This is a genomic window from Paenibacillus sp. Root52, assembly GCF_001426865.1.
Classification (GTDB): Bacteria; Bacillota; Bacilli; order Paenibacillales; family Paenibacillaceae; genus Paenibacillus.
This window is the reverse complement of sequence record NZ_LMFO01000001.1, coordinates 570341-587767: the sequence shown is the minus strand read 5'-3', so window position 1 is coordinate 587767 and position 17427 is coordinate 570341. Positions and strand designations below refer to the sequence as shown.

The window sequence follows — 17427 nt, the reverse complement described above, 5'->3', positions numbered from 1 at the left end:
GCTACAACTATGAATGTGATCTCTCGCTACAAAGCAAGATTAAGATATGTAACTGGTTTCATGTCAACATTTTTTTAAAAATTCATGATTACCAGATGCTCTTTAGATTAAAAATGATACAAACAGAAGCTACCGTAACATGAACATAATCGCCGCAACTCTATCCTGTGAATGGTTACGGCGATGGACTTCAGAAGCTCTATGACATTGTAAGCTATCTATTATTATTGATAAAACCCCTCTTCGACCTTTTTTCCTAAATTCATGGAAAACTGAACACCAATCATTAACATCACAATGACCAGCATGCTCTGGTAATGTACCCGAAGGGGTATCTGGGCAGAGATTTGGTGGATAACGTTTGTCGGGAGCAGGGCATTGAGTTAAATGCCGTCATGGAGGTGGGATCCGCTTCCTCTTTATTACAATTGGTGAAGGCTGGCATCGGTGCGACCATTCAACCAAAAGAGTTACTGAAACAACATCCGGAATGGTCACATATCGTATCGATCCCCATAGCTGACCCTGCTCCCATTCGTCATCTGGAGTTAACCTATTATGCTGACCGGTTCATCAGCAAGGCACAGCAGCAGTTAACAGAATCGCTTATTAAATTCTTTAAATCCAGAGGGGTAGGAGAAGACTTGGAATTGCGAGGTTAAATAAACATAAAATAATTGCTCTTACCGTTGTGAATTCTATAGTTGGAGTGCTTCACCTGAACAACTTCAACTGGCTAAACCAAAACAAAAAAGCCGCCAAATAGCGACTTCGATAGGGTTATATTCTTAACCCTCAATATCTGGGATTACTACATTATCATATCAGCTCACTCGAGAATAATTGAATTCGACATAATACCTTGTAAAAATTCATCAAGATGCTCTGCAACTTTTGTGACTTCTTCAAATTCAGGTTCTTCTCCACGCACGATTGTACCTATTTCGTTGGATAAATCAATTGCATAGAACGAATATCCCCCATGCACGGAGATGACGATTGGCAGATAATGATCCCACCATGTCTTAATCTCTGATGTCCATTGGTCATCTCCGGCTGCTGCCTCCAAGCTGAGTAATTCGAATTCGTTCCATTGAAACGCTGTATCTGTGCTATGATTATATTCATTTTCACACAGAAACCATGTCTGCTCACTAGGTGAGACACATTGTTTAACAACACGTAAAAAATCTAAATATTCATTAGGAATATGGTTGTATCTTGTACTCACATTAGCATCTAAATTTAAATCATGACTCGACTCGGAGCGAATTGCCCAACCATTGGTTTCAGCCCAAAGTATAAATTCATGGAATGTACTTCTCACAGTGCACCTTCTTCCCCCTAATAGATTCACTTTAACTCTTGGAATTGGTTCACACTTATACGGTTGTCATTGTTGGTCAATTCTAATCCTCGTCTTCACTAAGATACACATATTCACCGTCAATAAGCATTTGTAAATACGCATCAAAACTGTTCGCAATCACGGCATATTCATCTGGGTCATGCAAAAAGCGGATGATTTGACCCTTAACCCCTAGATCAGAAGGGTTAAAATCAATATAAAGTCTTGATGTTCCTCCATTGTTCATACAATCTGAGAAATGAAGGTATTGGCCTGGAAGTAGCCCCTCTGAATTTATTTTAGGGTCAACGGCCTCCTCTTCCTCTTCCTCTTCGTATTCCAATAGGTAGGACACATCTTCCTCTTGTTTCGAACTTTTGAGCATTTCCTCAGTGGAAAGTAAATAATATGGATATCGACCTTCTTCAACATCAGAGCCTAGAATGCAGACCGTAATTTCTTTGTCTCCGTACTTCCTCCAATATGTACCATCTATATTTTCTAGCAAACGTATTAACGATTCTGGACAATCAGGATACTGTGCCCTCAGTGTATCAATATCCTCTTGTGCAGCACCATGTGCTGTGTTTAGATCTTCAAGCTCTTCTGCCGATAACCTTGCTCTTAAGCCACTTAAAAATTGGTTTACTAAATCCATGGTATTGCCCTCCCAAATAAATAATAGAAATTCCGCTTAAATAAACAGATAAACTGAAGTCAAACTCTTGTTTTGTTAAAATAGTTTTGCTCTTCCATACCATCGTTTATATCAAGTCCAGTTTATCATTTTTAACTAGCAACTCTCCAGTTAGGTTGGTAACTTGATTGCAACTTGGCTAAATTTAGCTAACATTACAAAACTTCAACGAGAACATGCTTTAATCCTGGTTCAGCACCAAAAACAACCGATAAATCTTATCGGCTGTCTGTTAAAGTTATGAAATTTATCATGTACTTAAGTATGATTAGTAAATCGTCGGAACCATTCCACCATCCATACGGATCGGTGAACCTTTAAATGGTGTTGCGAACGGGCTGCAAACAAATGTCGTAAGTCTGCCGATCTCGCTTGGTCTAATGAAACGTTGTAACTCCGATTGCGGAAGATTCGTAGCCATGAAGGTCTTCTCTTTTTCTTCAAAGGTCATGTTCTCATCCTGTATGACGCTCTCAATAATCTGTTGTACATTCTCTGAAAGTGTCGGTCCAGGCATAATCGTATTAATCGTGACTTCCGTGCCTACTGTTAATTTGGATAGACTCTTGGATAAAGAGAGCAGCATGGATTTCGTTACGGCATATTGAGGCATATGTCCAGGCATTACCGCTTCTTCACTTGCAATAAAGACGATCCGGCCAAAACTATTGTTCAACATGGTAGGCAGATAAAATCGGGTCAGCGCATCTGCGGACAGTACGTTGGTCTGAATGTATTTTTCCCATACGGCATCATCTACATCATAGTAAGACATGATCTCATAAATCCCGGCGTTATTTACCAGAATATCAACCTGTGGAAACTTCTCAAATAACGCTTCACGTTCAGCACTTTTGACAATGTCGGCTGCCGCATTTTGAGGAGACGTAGTTGGATAGGCAGACTTGATTTCATTTACAACGTTTTCTACCTCATCATAATTCCGTCCATTGATCAGTACATTTACACCTTCTTTAGCCAGTTCGATGGCAATGGCTTTACCGATTCCTCTCGTCGAACCTGTTACCAATGCTGTTTTATGATTCAATCCCATGTCCATGATCGTATTCTCCCTTGTCTGTTCTAGTTGTTGGTTCTCGATGATTGATTATTAATGAGTGTGTCCGCCTGAAAATGAAGGATGATCTCCTGAGTTTGCATCCCCCTCCGCATGCTCAATGCGCCAATTGGCAGGCGTATCGCCTTCCCAAGTGCGGAATGCACGGTAAAATGAATTTTGATCTTCATATCCGATCAGAAAAGCCACTTCCTTGATATCAAGTGATAAATCTGACAAATACATCCGTGCTTGTTCATGCCTTGCTTGTGTGAGCAAATGGTTAAATGTCGTGCTTTCATCGGTTAGTCGACGCTGCAAAGTCCGATTGCTCATGCCAAGTTCTTTCGCGACCATGTGCACATCAGGACGCCCAGCGCTGAAGCTACGCTTCATAATCCATTTGACCATCTCCGAGAAGGAACGATTCTCTTGATGTTTATGTAACGTGCGATCCAGTGCAGGAGTCAGAATCTCAAGCAACTCTTCATTGTAAGTACGAAAAGGAAGATCCAGATCTTTCCGATGTAATGTCAAACCATTGCGATTGGCATCCGTTCGAACCTGGCATCCAAAGTAATCTTCAAGAGCCTGATTGTCTCCCATCGGCTGTGAAAACTCTACAGCTCTAGCCGTCAGATGCCGGCCTGTTCCTCGTCGTCCCAATTCGAGAAGGAATGCTAGCGTAATGCCCACCAGAAGCGGTGGACACGCTTGATCGGTAACCAACCATTGCAGATCTATGGTGCATTCTTCGCTATCTTCAACCATCTCTAAACTTTCTGGAGGACACAGCTGTTTATATCGAGCCATCCGTTGTAGTGCATCGCGATAATCCCGTGCGTGAAATGTGGCTAATATAGGGGGTGGATATTTCGTTACCTCATATATAGTTGCAAGTTGGATCATGCCGTGAGCAATATCACCTGCGAGATCTGAATATGCCTGCCAGATTGCGTAATATTGAGTGATATTCACCGATGAATCGGAAATAATCGTAAGTGGTAAACCGGCCTTGCGTGCTACATCATGTGAGTTAATACCGATCTGACGTAGTCCTTCCCAGAATCCCGATGGCATCTTAATACGTTCAAATGAATCGCTTGTCATTGATGTGCACCTCCTTCTGCTGACTGACAAACTCGGATGACATGCATCCTTCGCTGACTTACAAATACAATGATACTTCTAGGGTTCATATATGTAACTAGCATAACATGACAACCTACTAACACATTGCGCCATGCTCATCTCATCGCGATAATTGGAACATATCAGGTGCCAATACGTTTGATGACGAAGAAGTAATTGTTCTGGGTTTTAGGTTTTGGACATCTTCAATCATTATGCGTATACAAACGTCAAGGGCTACACAAAAGGCTATCCCCAAGGATAGCCTTTTCTTCAGACCCAACTATGAATATGCTAAATTAATTATATACTGCAATTCTATTCCGCAACTTAGTCAAATGTTTTATCCAAACGGAATGCTCTTCCATCTTGATGAATATGAAGTACCACAACTTGACCATCATCATTCCGTTCAAAATCAACGCTTGTATTCAGCCCCTCTGTTGAAAATTTCGTTTCCGATTCGGGAGACAGTCCGATTGGGGACTGTTCTTGTATTCGTAATGCCACGTTATTACCGTCTAGGTTGATAGAAGCATGTAGTCCTGATGTTGCTTTATAATCGCCTACGTACTCCTTAAGTATATTCGGCGTTACATCCACATTTATTTGGTCAGGAGAATATCCGAGCCATCCATATTCGCGCGCAATAGCGTGCTCGATTTCTCCAAGCAATGCATTACCTTCATTTGAATTAATCATAATGACGGCACCATAACCGTGATGTTTGGATAAAACAAATCGGGATACGAAACCTTCATTCCACCCATTATGACCGAAACGACTTGCTTCCCCTTCACCTTCTAGGAAAAAGCCGATACCCATATGATTCTCAATTTGGGCAGTTAACATTTCGTTTAAAGTTTCCGCAGAGAGAATCCTACTCGAATGATGCTGTAATGTTAGTTGCAATTCAATGCCTATACGAGCAAGATCTGAAGGTACCGTCCAGAGACCTGCTGCCGCCATTTCTGGATATACCTACCACTTGCCAGGCAGAGGTCTGCCTTTCCAAGGGTGTCCCGTTGCGATAGTTTCATGCCTTTGAGAAGGCAATGGCTGTTCATATGTACTGTTCGTAAGTCCTAACGGTGCGAATACCAATTCGCTCATAATTTCAGCAAAGGGTTGGTTCAGCCTATCCTCAACAAGCTGTTGTGCAATGGTCGTACCCCCTCCAGAATATCGAAATTGCAATCCTGGAATAACATTAACCTCCACAGATGAAGTATTGGCTGGATGCTGTCCATTCAGAATCTGCACTAGCTTGGGAAGTTCACCGGTTCTTTCATAACCGGGAAATCCCTGAATCGTAACTCCCGCACTATGGCTCAATAATTGCCGCAACGTGACTTTTGGCTGCCAGCCGGAAACAGAAGGTATTTTCCAAGATGTCAGATACTCGTTCACGTCCCGATCCAGATCTAATTTCCCTTCCTGAACTAATCGCATTACAGCTATAGCAAAAATCGGTTTGCTGACCGACGCAGCTTGGAAGAGCGTTGTTTCGGTGACAGGCTCCGGTTTCCCTGCCTCGCGTACCCCGAATCCCCGAGCCCAATCCAGTTTGAAGTCATTGATAACCGCAATGGATACCCCAGGTGTGTTGTAGTATGTCATTCGATCTGCTAGCGTTGCTTCCTGACCGTATTTATTTCGAAGATGAGTTTCCGGTTGTAAACGCTTAATAATTGCTTCGATTCGTTCTTCAATTGCCATGGACATCGACCTCTTCCCACTTTATTCGTTTTGAATATAATTCCACGAGCTGGCCAGATTCCCCTTTCATCTCAACAATAAACTGAACAAGTACAGGGTAACTATTTCATTACTGTAGACGTTTATAACTAAGCAGAGTATATATAAGGAGGATTGGTCATGACAAAATTATGGATTGTATTTCTACTAATGGGTTGTATGTTGACTCGTTATTCCGTTTCTTCTGACTCTCAAGTTATATCTACTTCTACTAGTGAGCCTGTTCAACAAGAAGAATCCAATCTAGTCGGCTACACCAGTAAAGAAGAAATTGCAGCTGCTCTTGATGCAGCAAATATCTTCAATTTTCACTACATAGATGAGCCTCCCTATGAGGGAGATGAGCTGCAAATTGTGCAGACATTGAATCGAAATATGAAAGGTGTACTGGAGTTTGATGCTGAGGCGGTACGTTCAGCCTATGTCCAAGAACATGCGGTTCACGAGGGAAAATTCAGTCAAGTGTACGGTGCAATTATTTCGATGGATGAGCCGTGGTTTAACGTGCTTCAAGATGGAAACATCGAAGTGTTTGTCAAACAAAAAAATGTGTATTTCAATGAGTCTCCCCTACAAGCAGATGAAACTACTAAGTTATACCTCATGCAAAAAGAAGATTCAGCATGGCGTATTCTCTCTATTACGAATTAACACTCCTTGCATATAAAAAGTCGTGAGTCTTAATGACCTCACGACTTACTTGTGATCCGATATCCGATTACAACCGCAGTGTAGATCAATTTACCATCGTATGTAGTTTGCTAAACGAGCTTATAACGTATGATCTTCTTTCTTTAATTTTCTAATCTGACTCAGCTCTTTCCTGATTTGTAGTAACCGTCTATGCGGCATACTCGGTTCTACTGATTCGGCTTCTACATTTTTGTGTCGGATATCCAAATCATTTAATTGCTCCAAAGATGTTTTCTTGTTCGGAACTGGACTAACTTGACCTGTTCTAGCCTTGATCGATTGGGATCTCTTCGATTTCATAATCTGTTCAAATACGCTGTCTTCTTGAACCATTGTACATTCATCCCTTAGTCTGTAATGCTTCTATTGTAATCAATCCTTGACACTTTGCACACTATTAATTTGGCATCCAACTACTGGTTCCCATCCTTTCTCATTGTCTTCAGTCTATATATAAAGCGGCATCTCAGATTTATATCCCTCTCCCTCTACACTCCTATCGCTAACAAATCAAAGAAGATGTTGGTCGTTAGACCAACACCTTCTAGCTACATTGAAATTAATTTTTACTATAGATATCAAATAGAACTTGTTGTGTTTCCAGTTCCAATCTGCCGATGCCTCAACTCAATTTGTCCTATTCGTTGTAACTGACTTCATTCCAATCAGAACCTTGTCCATTAAAGCAACTTAATGACCTCTTCTAGCTCATCCACCAATACTTTTGCAAGTTCAAAATTAGTATCCTTCAAAGCTAATTCTATTTTCATCTCAACTGCTTTTTTCTTTTGTTCAGTTTCTAAATAATCTTTATTAAAATGACTCGCATAGATCATCTCTCTAAATTCTTCAATACTCATTTTTCTAATCTTCTGATCCTCAATGATGACAACATAATCCATACCATTGACTACAGAATAAAAATCATGCGAAATCATGAGAATGGCACCTTTGTATTCCACAATGGCTTTCTCCAGTGCTATTTGTGTATAGATGTCTAAATGGCTCGTCGGTTCATCCAGCAACAATACGTTTGCTTTACTGGCAGCAACTTTAGCCAATTGAAGCATATTTTTTTCTCCACCGGATAAAGATTCTATCTTTTGATTAAGAATTTCTCCTTCAAAGCCATAGTTTGTAAGATACGATCTAATCTCATCATACGTATTGAACCCATCATCAATGAATTCATCTAGTATGGTGTTCGAATCTTTCAGCATTTCACCTTGAACCTGAGATAGATAAGCCACTTTAACATCAGCATTGATTTCAATTGCAGGATGATTATTTTTAAAGACTTCGCGGAGCAAAGTCGTTTTCCCGGTACCGTTTGCACCGATAATGGCTACTTTATCTGTAGCTTTCATCTCAAAGCTAACATTATCCAAAAGCAATTCGTCAAAGGCAACGCTATAATTATTGACATATACAACAGGGATATCTTCTGGTTCATGATCCACATCAAAATGAATATTCGGTTGCTTAATATCAACAAATGGCGCTTTAATTCTACGTGCTTCCAATCTTTCTGTGAACTTAACTCTAGCCTTTAACGCTCGCCCTCTCGATGCTTCTGAGTCATTCGTTGCGATCTCTCTGAGGTTAATTACGATATTCTCGTTTCTCTTAATTTCTTCTTCTTCCGCGACTGCGATTTCTTGTAACTCTACTTTGGTCTGAAGCAGTGAGAAGTTATAATCGATATATCGTCCATCAAACTCTTGGATCTCCGTATCCTCAAGGTGGATGATTTTGTTGAAACAATGATTCAACAGATATCGGTTGTGCGTAACCACCAGCAGCATACCCTTGTGGGAATTAATAAGTTTTTTAAGTGCATTTAGATTTTCAAAATCCAAAAATACATCTGGTTCATCCATAATCATCAAGTCTGGACGATGGAGCATTTCCTTCATCACTTGAATCAATTTGAATTCTCCGCCACTTAATGAGGAAATGTTAAGATCTTTTAGCTTCATGAGGTTAGCCAGGTTTAGCTGCTTATTAATGTTGTTTTCGAAATTATCTCCGTCCATCGACTCGAAGGCGTCTAACGCCAATTGAACCTTTTCCATCAGCGAGTCCATATCCGTTGCGGTTGCCATTTCATCATAAATCGACGTGATTTCATCTTGGATCTTGATAAATTCTTCTGCGATAAATTCAAATACAGTCATTTCTTTCGCTTGGTCTTCTTGCAAGAACTGACTTACATACCCGATTCTATACTCTGGGTCTATCTCCAACTTGCCATCGTATAAATATCGTTCCGGATCCATCAGAATATCAATCAGCGTACTTTTCCCACTACCACTCGTTCCGATAAAGGCGCAATGTTGGCCTTCTTCTAATGTAAATGAAATATTGTTATATAAATCTTTTTGCGGAAATGAAAAGGATAAATTATCAACTGTTATCATAGTGTTACCTTTCTTTCTAACTAAAATGGTGATTATGAATACATGTCTCATGAACACAGACTTTTAGAGTAACACTGATTACCCCCAAGTACAATTCATTTTTAGCCCTTACCCTCCCTTTGGAGTTCTAATACTTTTTTTATAATGGAGACTTGTTGGATGATGATTGCTTGAACTCGTTTGTCGATGAGTGGGTAAAGGAACCTACCACAACCACAATGCCGTGGGGGAATCGTACTGTATTGTTCCGCGATCCTGACGGCAATCTTGTTAATCTCTTCACGCCGGTGACCGAGGAAGCAATCCAACGGTTCAGTCATAGGGGTTGAACGACAGTCTATTGTTCTATGCCCAGGGGTCATGTTCAGACTATATCACCGTTTCTGCAATAGGCATTCATAAGTAAGGTTGATACAGCAAAAACACGAGGCGTGAATAAACAACCTCGTGTTTTTCTATTTACTGTAACTATGGTATGCACCTTCCGACTACTTTGCTGATTAATCCAATTAGAAGTTTATTGTATTACTTTTAATGCTCGATACATCATTGCCACAAACTGTGCACGTGTCACGGGTTCATCCGGCTTAAATTTGCCGTTATCTCCAAGTACAATTTCTAGTTCTGCAAGTGTAGCGATGTAATCATAGCTCCAATGCGTTGTAGGTACATCTTGGAAAGCAACAGCTCCACCCGGTTCTATCTCAAGGGCAAGCGTCAAAATTTTGGCCATCTCTGCACGAGTCAGCGAATGATTTGGATTAAATTCCCCATTGGATCCTTCTACTATGCCAGCTTGCTGAAGTGACATGATGGCTTCATAGTAAGGACGGCTTGGGGATACGTCAGAAAACGAAACTGCCTCACGTGTGGGTTCAAACTCGAAAGTACGCGTAAATAGTAGAGCCATGTGATGGCGTTTGATGTTTTCATTTGGATGAAAAGAACCGTCGGGATACCCTGCTATTATCCCTTGACTAGCTAATTCCTCAATCATTTCTTTTGCCCAATGTCCTGAAAGGTCGTCAAAAGTAACGACGGGTCGTTCCGATTCGGATTCGTCTGGTGTTGGTTGCGGATCGGGTGTTGGGATCGATGCTGTGTTTTCGACCCATTTTGCATACAATTTTGCATTTTTGGTCACTCGATCCTTAGTAATGTCCCACTTGTTTGTCAGCGCCACATCATGATACCATCCGTCAAATGTATAACCTTTTCTTGTGGGGATGGGTAGCTCTGCTAACTTTGTGTCATACGCGACAGACAGATAATCTAACACGTTCCCTCCATTCGTTTCAAAAAATACAATTGAATTTTGGGAAGGCGTCGTTGGATTATTCCCTCCTCCCCCTCCTCCGTTATTGTTTGAAGAATTGTTTATAATCCACTTCGCATACAACGTCTTATTCGCCGTAACGACATCTTTCTTAAAGTTCCACTGGTTAATGATGGCTGCTTCTTTAAACCAACCACCAAATGTATAACCTGGTCTGGTTGGAGCAGTCGGCTCTATCGCTGTTGCGTTATAAAATAGATTCTGCGTAGCGACAACATTGCCTCCATTTGATTCAAATGACAAGGTATAAGAATTAACCGTCCACAATGCATACAGTATGACATCTGCGGCATTAATATTAAAGTTGTTGTTTGCCGCATAATTGATCCCACTGCCGTCTGCTTTTGTATTCCAACCATTAAATGCAAACCCAGTCCTCACTAAATCTCCACTATTATCAGATACTGTAACGGTATGTCCGTTCTCATAAGATTGACTATCGACGGGTTTTTGTCCTCCAGTAGCACCGTTTCCGTCGTATTTAACGCTATATCTAATTGGAGCTGGTTTATTGATATTGAATGTTATAGTAGTTGAGTTACCGGCGCGATCCGTAACCACGAGTACATAGGAACCATCAGTATCCACAGTCGTTCCACTCACAAAAGAACCACCATTTAGTGTTGCAGCACCTTCGTTAAATGTAATCGTTCGTGAGGAAGTGTAACTTCCTCCTTCTGCTACACCACTGACAACAGGTGCGATCGTATCCAAAATGATACTACTTTGAGCCGAACCTACATTACCGGCGCGATCGATAAATCTTACGTATATCGTCTTGATTCCATCTCCCGCTGGCAAGGTAAAGCTTTTGCTTGGGCTATAGCTCTCTTCTGAAGACCACCTATTATTGTCCGTTGAAAATTGCATTTTAACGATTTCATTTGCGCCTGCATCAGGTGTAATCAGGAGATCGACCTCTTGCCTCGTTGTGAAGGTAGCACCACCATTAATCGTTAAAGTTCCCGTTGGTATCGTGGTATTCATTGAAAAGTTCCAAAAGTAAAGCGGGGATACATTACCCGCTGCATCGATTAATTCAATATTCACAGATTTTGGGCCGTTAGCTGCTCCTACCGAAATTTGAAATTCTGAATAGTATGGCTGAGTAGTTGAGATAGACCCACCATTAACTGAAAATCGCATACTAACAATATCATTCATACCTGGATGTGGAGTAATCCTTATACTCACATTCTGATTATTGGTAAATAAGCTTCCATTATTTATTAGGACGGTCGCAGTGGGGGACGTTTTGTCTATCCTAAATTGTACCGTTTCTTGTTGGCCTCCAGAGGTAACTACAAGAGTATAAGAACCTTCAGCACTAACCGTCGTTCCACTTGTAAAGGGGCTACCATTCAGTGTTGCTGTACCAACATTAAATTGTGGGATAACACTTGTATTGTAAATACCTATATCTGTAACACCTGTAATTTCGATGTTCACAAGTTCGGAGTACGTCATAATTAAATATGGGCCGCTAATGCCACCACCAGCATTATTTTCAATCATCTGTATAAAATGATCAGCATATTGAATACCTGCTTGAGCTGCTTCTTGAACAGTCATTCCCGATAGAATAAAGGTTGCTCTCGGATTAGCTTTTGTCGATTCCGCTGATATATAGCTAGTAAAAGTAAAGGGAGCTAATGTAGGTTTAAGATGGGGGACAGTACTAGCTAATAATCTTGATTGTGCAGACGCTGGAGTTGGAGCTGGTGGAGACGTAATCCCACTATCCTGCATCCAGCTATGATCAGTACTCGTAGAAACTTTTAGCATAAAATTAGTTTGTTGAAAAGTACCACCTGTTACGGGAATATAAAGATTTGCAGTTTCAATCTCATACCCTTCAGGAGTTGGTGGCAAATTAAACTTTAGTAATACTTGAACCTCTAATGGATTACCATATGTTCCCTGATAGCCGACATCAAGATATCCAAGATTTCCATCCTCATAAACCATTCCAGCATCGACACCCTCGTAAACGATTGTAGTGTCCTCAGATACATAGATTGGTGTTGTAACCATATTGGCAGAAACCAAACTTTGATTATTAAAAATAACGATAATTGCCATACTAACTATTACAACGAACATACTTACAGTTGGAACCACTCTCTTTTTCAACATACACACTTCCTTTCATACCATTTGTCACCGTTCAAAATTCTGTTCCTCCCATAATCAATGCGAATCAATTACTTAAAACGGCCTCCTATCATTCGACTCAATCTCATCATATTCTCATCCTAGGATATTTAAGTCCTACTAAAGTAGTACTCCATAAAAATAAAGAAGCGACCCTTTCGGGCTCGCTTCCTTGTTTTGTCATTCTATTAATTTCAACTCTCTGGCACGTACGACAGCTTGTCCCCGCCGTTTCACACCCAACTTGCCGTATATTCTAGAAGTGTGTGTTTTGACCGTCGTCTCTGCGATCCCAAAGAGATCGGCAATCTCCCTGTTCGACAGGCCCTTTGCAATCGCTGTTATAATTTCCGTTTCTCGTTCGGTCAGTGGTTCAGTCAGCCCTAGTTGACCGGGACTAGGGACCACCGAGGAAGCGTTACTTCCCAAAGCACTCAAGATAGTTGTATCCGCAGCTTCGTCTTCCAGCAGCTTGAGATAAATGATCCGTGTTGCAATAAGTTCCAGCATCTGAACATCCCTCTTTGTGAACACACCCGGCATCTGTCGATTTTCCAGGTAAAGTAGATAGGAAGTTTGGTCTTCCGGAACATCAATTGACATACACAGAATCGACCTCTGTTCTCTTGCTGCAATATAAGCATCCTTCACCCAAAAACTCTGAAGCGCGTCATACAGAATAAGTGGTTCTGCCGTCATCGTTGTATGACGTAACACGCTCTCCGCATACAGACCTGCTCCATTTTCCAAATCAGTCCAGTCTGAACTGTTAGCTTCAATACAGAATTCATTATTTTGATGCTTCAACAACAGACCACGCTCAGCTCCGGCTTGTTTTATAGCCGTTTCTAAGAGTTTCTCCTTCCAGTCGACCTTATTCGGCATCGCTAACCCATGGATAAGTCGTTGTATAAACGCAAGTTCCTCTTCACTCTTCAAGCCCAAGCCTTCACCTGTCTTGGAGCCGTTCTGTTGAGTAAACGATGTACCACTTCGAGTCATATGGACTCGTTCCTGTAAGACAGGACCTTCATAACGCTTGTATACCGGATCTAACAATTCATGATGTCTGCTTCTAATCTGAGTTACTTTGAAGGTGATTCCCCATTCGGCGTATGCCGCACAAGCATCCATCATCGTAATTGCCGCTCCGGATCGACTGAGCAGATCATCTTGATAACATGCTGCAAGCCGTTCGCAAGCAATGGCTTCCAACAATACGTATTTCTCGGTTCTCGCTTGCCTAATTGCAGCCGTATATTGTTGCATGGCTCCCACCGATTTCCCTGTAATTCGTTCACCTTCTGCTTGGATTAGCATGTATGCGGAGGACGTACTGTCCAAATATCCTCGCCAGCTCTTCATTAATCTCAACTGCGCGCGTATGGACTTCCGGATCCGCTTCCGTTCCTCTTTATTCGACTCGAAATATAATCCAGCTAGTGCCAAAGTCTCGTAAACACGTTGTTTCCGAATTCGCATCCAATCCAAATGTATTTCGTTTACCCTTCCTCGTTGCGACCAATACAGCGCTTCCCTGTACCTGCCCGACAGGTACGCCACCTCGAGCCGACAACCGCAGCTATAATTGTCCTCGTCCTGTGGCTCCAACTCGTTCTCAATCGGCACTTGTGGAATAGCAATAAAACTGTCGATCAAAGAATCGTCTTGCAGCACTGCTGCGTAACTGCTCGTCAGCCGCATCATTTCCAGTATTTTGTCGTCAGCAACCTGTCGCATGTTCTCCTCAAAGTAATGGAGCAAATCATGTAGGGCATATACATTCCCATGATTACACATAACACTGAAAATTAAGGCAGGATTAGCAAAGTCATGATCACCGGCTTCCATCCCTTGACGCATCGCATTGAACAGGACAACAGAAGATTCCAAAGGACTTTCCATTTGCTTGATCATTCCGCTCAGAAAAGTAAATACATGCTTTTTCTTAAATGTAGAGGTGTTTGCGATTTGCAGAAACACCCGCTCAGCAATCGGAGTCGTTCGAACGAAGCTCGGAAATGTCCTTTGCACAATCAGTTCGTATGCTCCGATCATTGTGGCTAGAGACTCATTCACCCCTTTATGCAACCCATAACGAATAAATCGGGCATACAATTCCAGAAGAGATCTTGCATCGTGTGCAAGCAATGGAAGAAACAATAGCTCCATTATGTGGCATAACGCCTCATAATCCTCGTCGAGTGGGTTGGATAGTAGAAGGTGCTTCTCCCGTTTTCGATGTAAGAGGATGGCGGTTTGGGTCACTTCCTTGCCAATAGACAACAGTGTACTCTTCTTCTCAAGCTTCCAACCGTAGGAGCCTAGCGCCTCCATCCCAAATTGAACCGCAGTCTCATTGTCCGCGAATGCATGAAATTGGATCAAAGGCGCCCAGATTTTGAGTCGCTCCGATCGACTCAGTCGATCGCTCTCTTGGTTCAAGTCCACCAGCAGTTCTATCGCCCGTGCGCTATTACCACCCATATACTCCGTCCATGCTAATACTAACTTCAACCCAACATCGAGTGTACCAGGTACGGCCAGTTTGCATGTTGCCATTAGATGAAGCCCGTTTTCGGCATAATGCTTCCCTTTCGCATAATGCGTGGATGCCAACGCCTTCTGTCCCGCATGAAGATTGTCCTCGATTAATTGCTTCATCTCTTGCACTGATAATGTCGAAGCTGCCAAGTTCAGATGATCAACCGCTGTTCTTGACAGCTTCTCGTATGACTCCGGAGTACGTTCTTGAAGCAACCGTCCAATTGCTCGATGTCGGTGAATATTACTTGCTGGATCAAGGGTATATACCATTTGGTGAAAGGATTCATGCGCAAACACATAGATCGGATCCTGTTCATCTTCTAGCTCTGTTTCGTCTTCCCGATAAATATATCCTTCTGCTTCATCCTCTTGAAGATTACGGAAAACCCTATCTACTGATATGCCACACACTTCGGACAAGAGTGTTATATGAAATACCGGCCCTATTGCGGCCGCCATAGCCAAGAACTCCTTACGATCTCCCGGGAGCTTGGAGAAGCCCATCTCCAGCCGATGTAGATGTTCCTCCGACCTGCTTAGTTGCCGGGTTATTTCTGAGTCCCATACCCACTGACGTCTTCTCTCATCAAAGCTTAGTCTATCCTCCTTTAACCATCCCTCCAGCAAGAGACGAACCGAGCCGGGATTACCACCTGTCTGATCGTAGACAGACCGTGCCAGAAGTTGAATGCGACCAGACTTCTCATATAGAGCATCAGAGATTAGCTGCCTGACATCTTCGTAAGCCAGTGGCGGTAGAGTCACTTGTTCTTCTGGATTCGCAAGACATCTGTGGGTTAACCAAGCCAGTAATTCAATTTGTTCGGTATTCGCCTCTTCTCCAAAAGAACTCATCGGCTCCTCCGTACGATAAGCCCCGATTAGGAATAATCCATACGTTTTTTGTGTTAACACGAGTTCGCGAATTACCTTTTGTGTACCATTGTCGACCCACTGCAGATTGTCTACAAACAGAACAAGCGGCGGCATGCATTCAGCCATACAGCAGATCAAGTCAGGTAGTAATTCTTCAAACCGATCCCAGACCTCCGCGGCATCCAAAACATGCGATACTTTCGCTGCGTTGTCGAACAACAGCTTGGCCTCGGGCAAGCTGGAGACAATTACCTGCATTTCTGGTCCGAACTCATTTTGCAGTTTGGTTTTCAGATGTGTAATGAATTCAACCGGCTCACTCCACAGTTGAAATATCCATTCCCGTAACGCCTGAAGAATCGGCGCACACCGCAGATTTTTTTGGAAAGGTTCCGTTTGTATGGCGATCATTCGACCTCCAAGTCGAACCACATTTTGTTGGAGTCTATGAACAAGCATTGTTTTACCTGTTCCCTCCTTGCCTATCACCCAACGATAAGCATTCATTCCCTGAAAAGCCTGCTCCAGTCCGTTCTCCAATTGACTCACTTCCGCACTACGTCCATACCACGTATCGGAAATGGAAAGCGTACTTATTTTATCCAAACGCCCCAATTTCAATGGCAATAATGCTTCCTTGTTATCCATCATATTCTGATACAACTTCAGATCTTCAAGCAACCCATATGTACTCTGATAACGCTCCACCTGTGATTTCGCAAGTAATTTCATCAGTATCGTTTGCAGTGTTACGTCTAATCCCGGCCGAATATCGGATAAGGGCTGAGGCACCTTGCGGGCATGCACGGTACCCCAGTCTTCATCATTGTCAGCACGAAATGGTAAATGCCCAGTCAACAACTCGTAGAGAACAACACCTAATGCGTAAAGATCACTGGTTTCATTCGGTACGAGGTTATAACGTCTCAAATTGTTCGGGAGAATGATAAGCTGCATGACTCTCAGTATGCCAGTTGATATGCGCATTTCTCCCCTCCCACTGCACACTGATATGATCAGGGCTAAGACATCCAATTATCCTGTTCTGCTCGTGTTCACGGTGCACCATTTCTGCAAGTATGATAGAAATTTCAATGAACATAGTAAGTTCTACTGAGGGATTTGTGATGTAGTCTCTTAAAATCTTGATGTTAATGCACACCTATCTATTTTAAATTTCGTTTTGGGAGATGGATATATATCAAAATTTAATTGCAAAACTTAGGTTTGATAAAATGGATTTATTAAGAAACTTACTAAAATAAATTTTAATCTATGATGCATACAGAGTCTAGCTTGTGTAATGAAGAAAAAGGAAACAAACATCTCGCTTTCAGATAGGTATGAATGGTCAAAACTCTAATAATAAAAGGCGTCATAGCTTTCGCCGTTAGTAAGACCCTTGACCGT

Annotated in this window: 10 protein-coding genes and 2 pseudogenes; 3 read left to right on the top strand and 9 right to left on the bottom strand. The window is 42.0% G+C overall.

Features of this window, described 5'->3' with window-relative positions; all coding sequences use genetic code 11:
• The first annotated feature begins 317 nt into the window (after positions 1-317).
• Positions 318-662 (top strand): LysR family transcriptional regulator substrate-binding protein, encoded by a 345-nt coding sequence (locus tag ASD24_RS02500; protein WP_235540288.1) that lies wholly within the window; start codon positions 318-320, stop codon positions 660-662.
• Between the two features lie 167 nt (positions 663-829).
• Here the strand turns inward: ASD24_RS02500 and ASD24_RS02495 are convergent, their stop codons facing one another.
• The 5 genes and pseudogenes from ASD24_RS02495 to ASD24_RS30860 all read right to left on the bottom strand — a co-directional run bounded on the left by ASD24_RS02495 (position 830) and on the right by ASD24_RS30860 (position 5952).
• On the bottom strand, positions 830-1327 hold the full coding sequence (locus tag ASD24_RS02495; protein WP_056691020.1) for an SMI1/KNR4 family protein: 498 nt from the start codon (positions 1325-1327) through the stop codon (positions 830-832).
• Positions 1328-1409: 82 nt separating this feature from the next.
• Positions 1410-2006 (bottom strand): SMI1/KNR4 family protein, encoded by a 597-nt coding sequence (locus ASD24_RS02490; RefSeq protein ID WP_056691016.1) that lies wholly within the window; start codon positions 2004-2006, stop codon positions 1410-1412.
• A 307-nt stretch (positions 2007-2313) separates the two neighbouring features.
• Positions 2314-3105 (bottom strand): SDR family NAD(P)-dependent oxidoreductase, encoded by a 792-nt coding sequence (locus ASD24_RS02485; protein WP_056691014.1) that lies wholly within the window; start codon positions 3103-3105, stop codon positions 2314-2316.
• Between the two features lie 51 nt (positions 3106-3156).
• Positions 3157-4212: an AraC family transcriptional regulator gene (locus tag ASD24_RS02480; protein WP_056691010.1), complete on the bottom strand. Its 1056-nt coding sequence runs from the start codon at positions 4210-4212 to the stop codon at positions 3157-3159.
• Positions 4213-4563: 351 nt separating this feature from the next.
• Positions 4564-5952: pseudogene (locus tag ASD24_RS30860) on the bottom strand (serine hydrolase domain-containing protein).
• A gap of 159 nt (positions 5953-6111) precedes the next feature.
• Here ASD24_RS30860 and ASD24_RS02465 point away from each other — a divergent pair.
• On the top strand, positions 6112-6642 hold the full coding sequence (locus ASD24_RS02465; RefSeq protein WP_056691001.1) for a hypothetical protein: 531 nt from the start codon (positions 6112-6114) through the stop codon (positions 6640-6642).
• Positions 6643-6762: 120 nt separating this feature from the next.
• Here ASD24_RS02465 and ASD24_RS02460 read toward each other — a convergent pair whose 3' ends face one another.
• Together ASD24_RS02460 and ASD24_RS02455 are read right to left on the bottom strand one after the other, a co-directional pair.
• On the bottom strand, positions 6763-6984 hold the full coding sequence (locus ASD24_RS02460; protein ID WP_235540285.1) for a hypothetical protein: 222 nt from the start codon (positions 6982-6984) through the stop codon (positions 6763-6765).
• Between the two features lie 380 nt (positions 6985-7364).
• Positions 7365-9104, bottom strand: a complete 1740-nt coding sequence (locus ASD24_RS02455) for an ABC-F family ATP-binding cassette domain-containing protein (protein ID WP_056690994.1) — start codon at positions 9102-9104, stop codon at positions 7365-7367.
• Positions 9105-9274: 170 nt separating this feature from the next.
• Between ASD24_RS02455 and ASD24_RS29790 the strand changes: the two are divergent.
• A pseudogene (locus ASD24_RS29790) lies at positions 9275-9433 on the top strand (VOC family protein); the annotation flags it as partial.
• Positions 9434-9621: 188 nt separating this feature from the next.
• On the opposite strand, the gene ASD24_RS29785 reads toward ASD24_RS29790, so the two are convergent.
• On the bottom strand, positions 9622-12576 hold the full coding sequence (locus ASD24_RS29785; RefSeq protein ID WP_082560240.1) for an InlB B-repeat-containing protein: 2955 nt from the start codon (positions 12574-12576) through the stop codon (positions 9622-9624).
• Between the two features lie 198 nt (positions 12577-12774).
• A complete protein-coding gene (locus ASD24_RS02445; RefSeq protein ID WP_056690991.1) occupies positions 12775-17004 on the bottom strand; it encodes a LuxR C-terminal-related transcriptional regulator in 4230 nt (1409 codons plus the stop codon).
• Positions 17005-17427 lie beyond the last annotated feature (423 nt).

What these genes read in the sequence shown, in the direction of transcription:
- ASD24_RS02465 (WP_056691001.1), top strand. Translation starts at nt 6,112, where the DNA reads ATGACAAAATTATGGATTGTATTTCTACTAATGGGTTGTATGTTGACT.
- ASD24_RS02455 (WP_056690994.1), bottom strand. Translation starts at nt 9,104, where the DNA reads ATGATAACAGTTGATAATTTATCCTTTTCATTTCCGCAAAAAGATTTA.
- ASD24_RS02460 (WP_235540285.1), bottom strand. Translation starts at nt 6,984, where the DNA reads ATGAAATCGAAGAGATCCCAATCGATCAAGGCTAGAACAGGTCAAGTT.
- ASD24_RS02490 (WP_056691016.1), bottom strand. Translation starts at nt 2,006, where the DNA reads ATGGATTTAGTAAACCAATTTTTAAGTGGCTTAAGAGCAAGGTTATCG.
- ASD24_RS02500 (WP_235540288.1), top strand. Translation starts at nt 318, where the DNA reads ATGTACCCGAAGGGGTATCTGGGCAGAGATTTGGTGGATAACGTTTGT.
- ASD24_RS02485 (WP_056691014.1), bottom strand. Translation starts at nt 3,105, where the DNA reads ATGGACATGGGATTGAATCATAAAACAGCATTGGTAACAGGTTCGACG.
- ASD24_RS29785 (WP_082560240.1), bottom strand. Translation starts at nt 12,576, where the DNA reads ATGTTGAAAAAGAGAGTGGTTCCAACTGTAAGTATGTTCGTTGTAATA.
- ASD24_RS02445 (WP_056690991.1), bottom strand. Translation starts at nt 17,004, where the DNA reads ATGCGCATATCAACTGGCATACTGAGAGTCATGCAGCTTATCATTCTC.
- ASD24_RS02480 (WP_056691010.1), bottom strand. Translation starts at nt 4,212, where the DNA reads ATGACAAGCGATTCATTTGAACGTATTAAGATGCCATCGGGATTCTGG.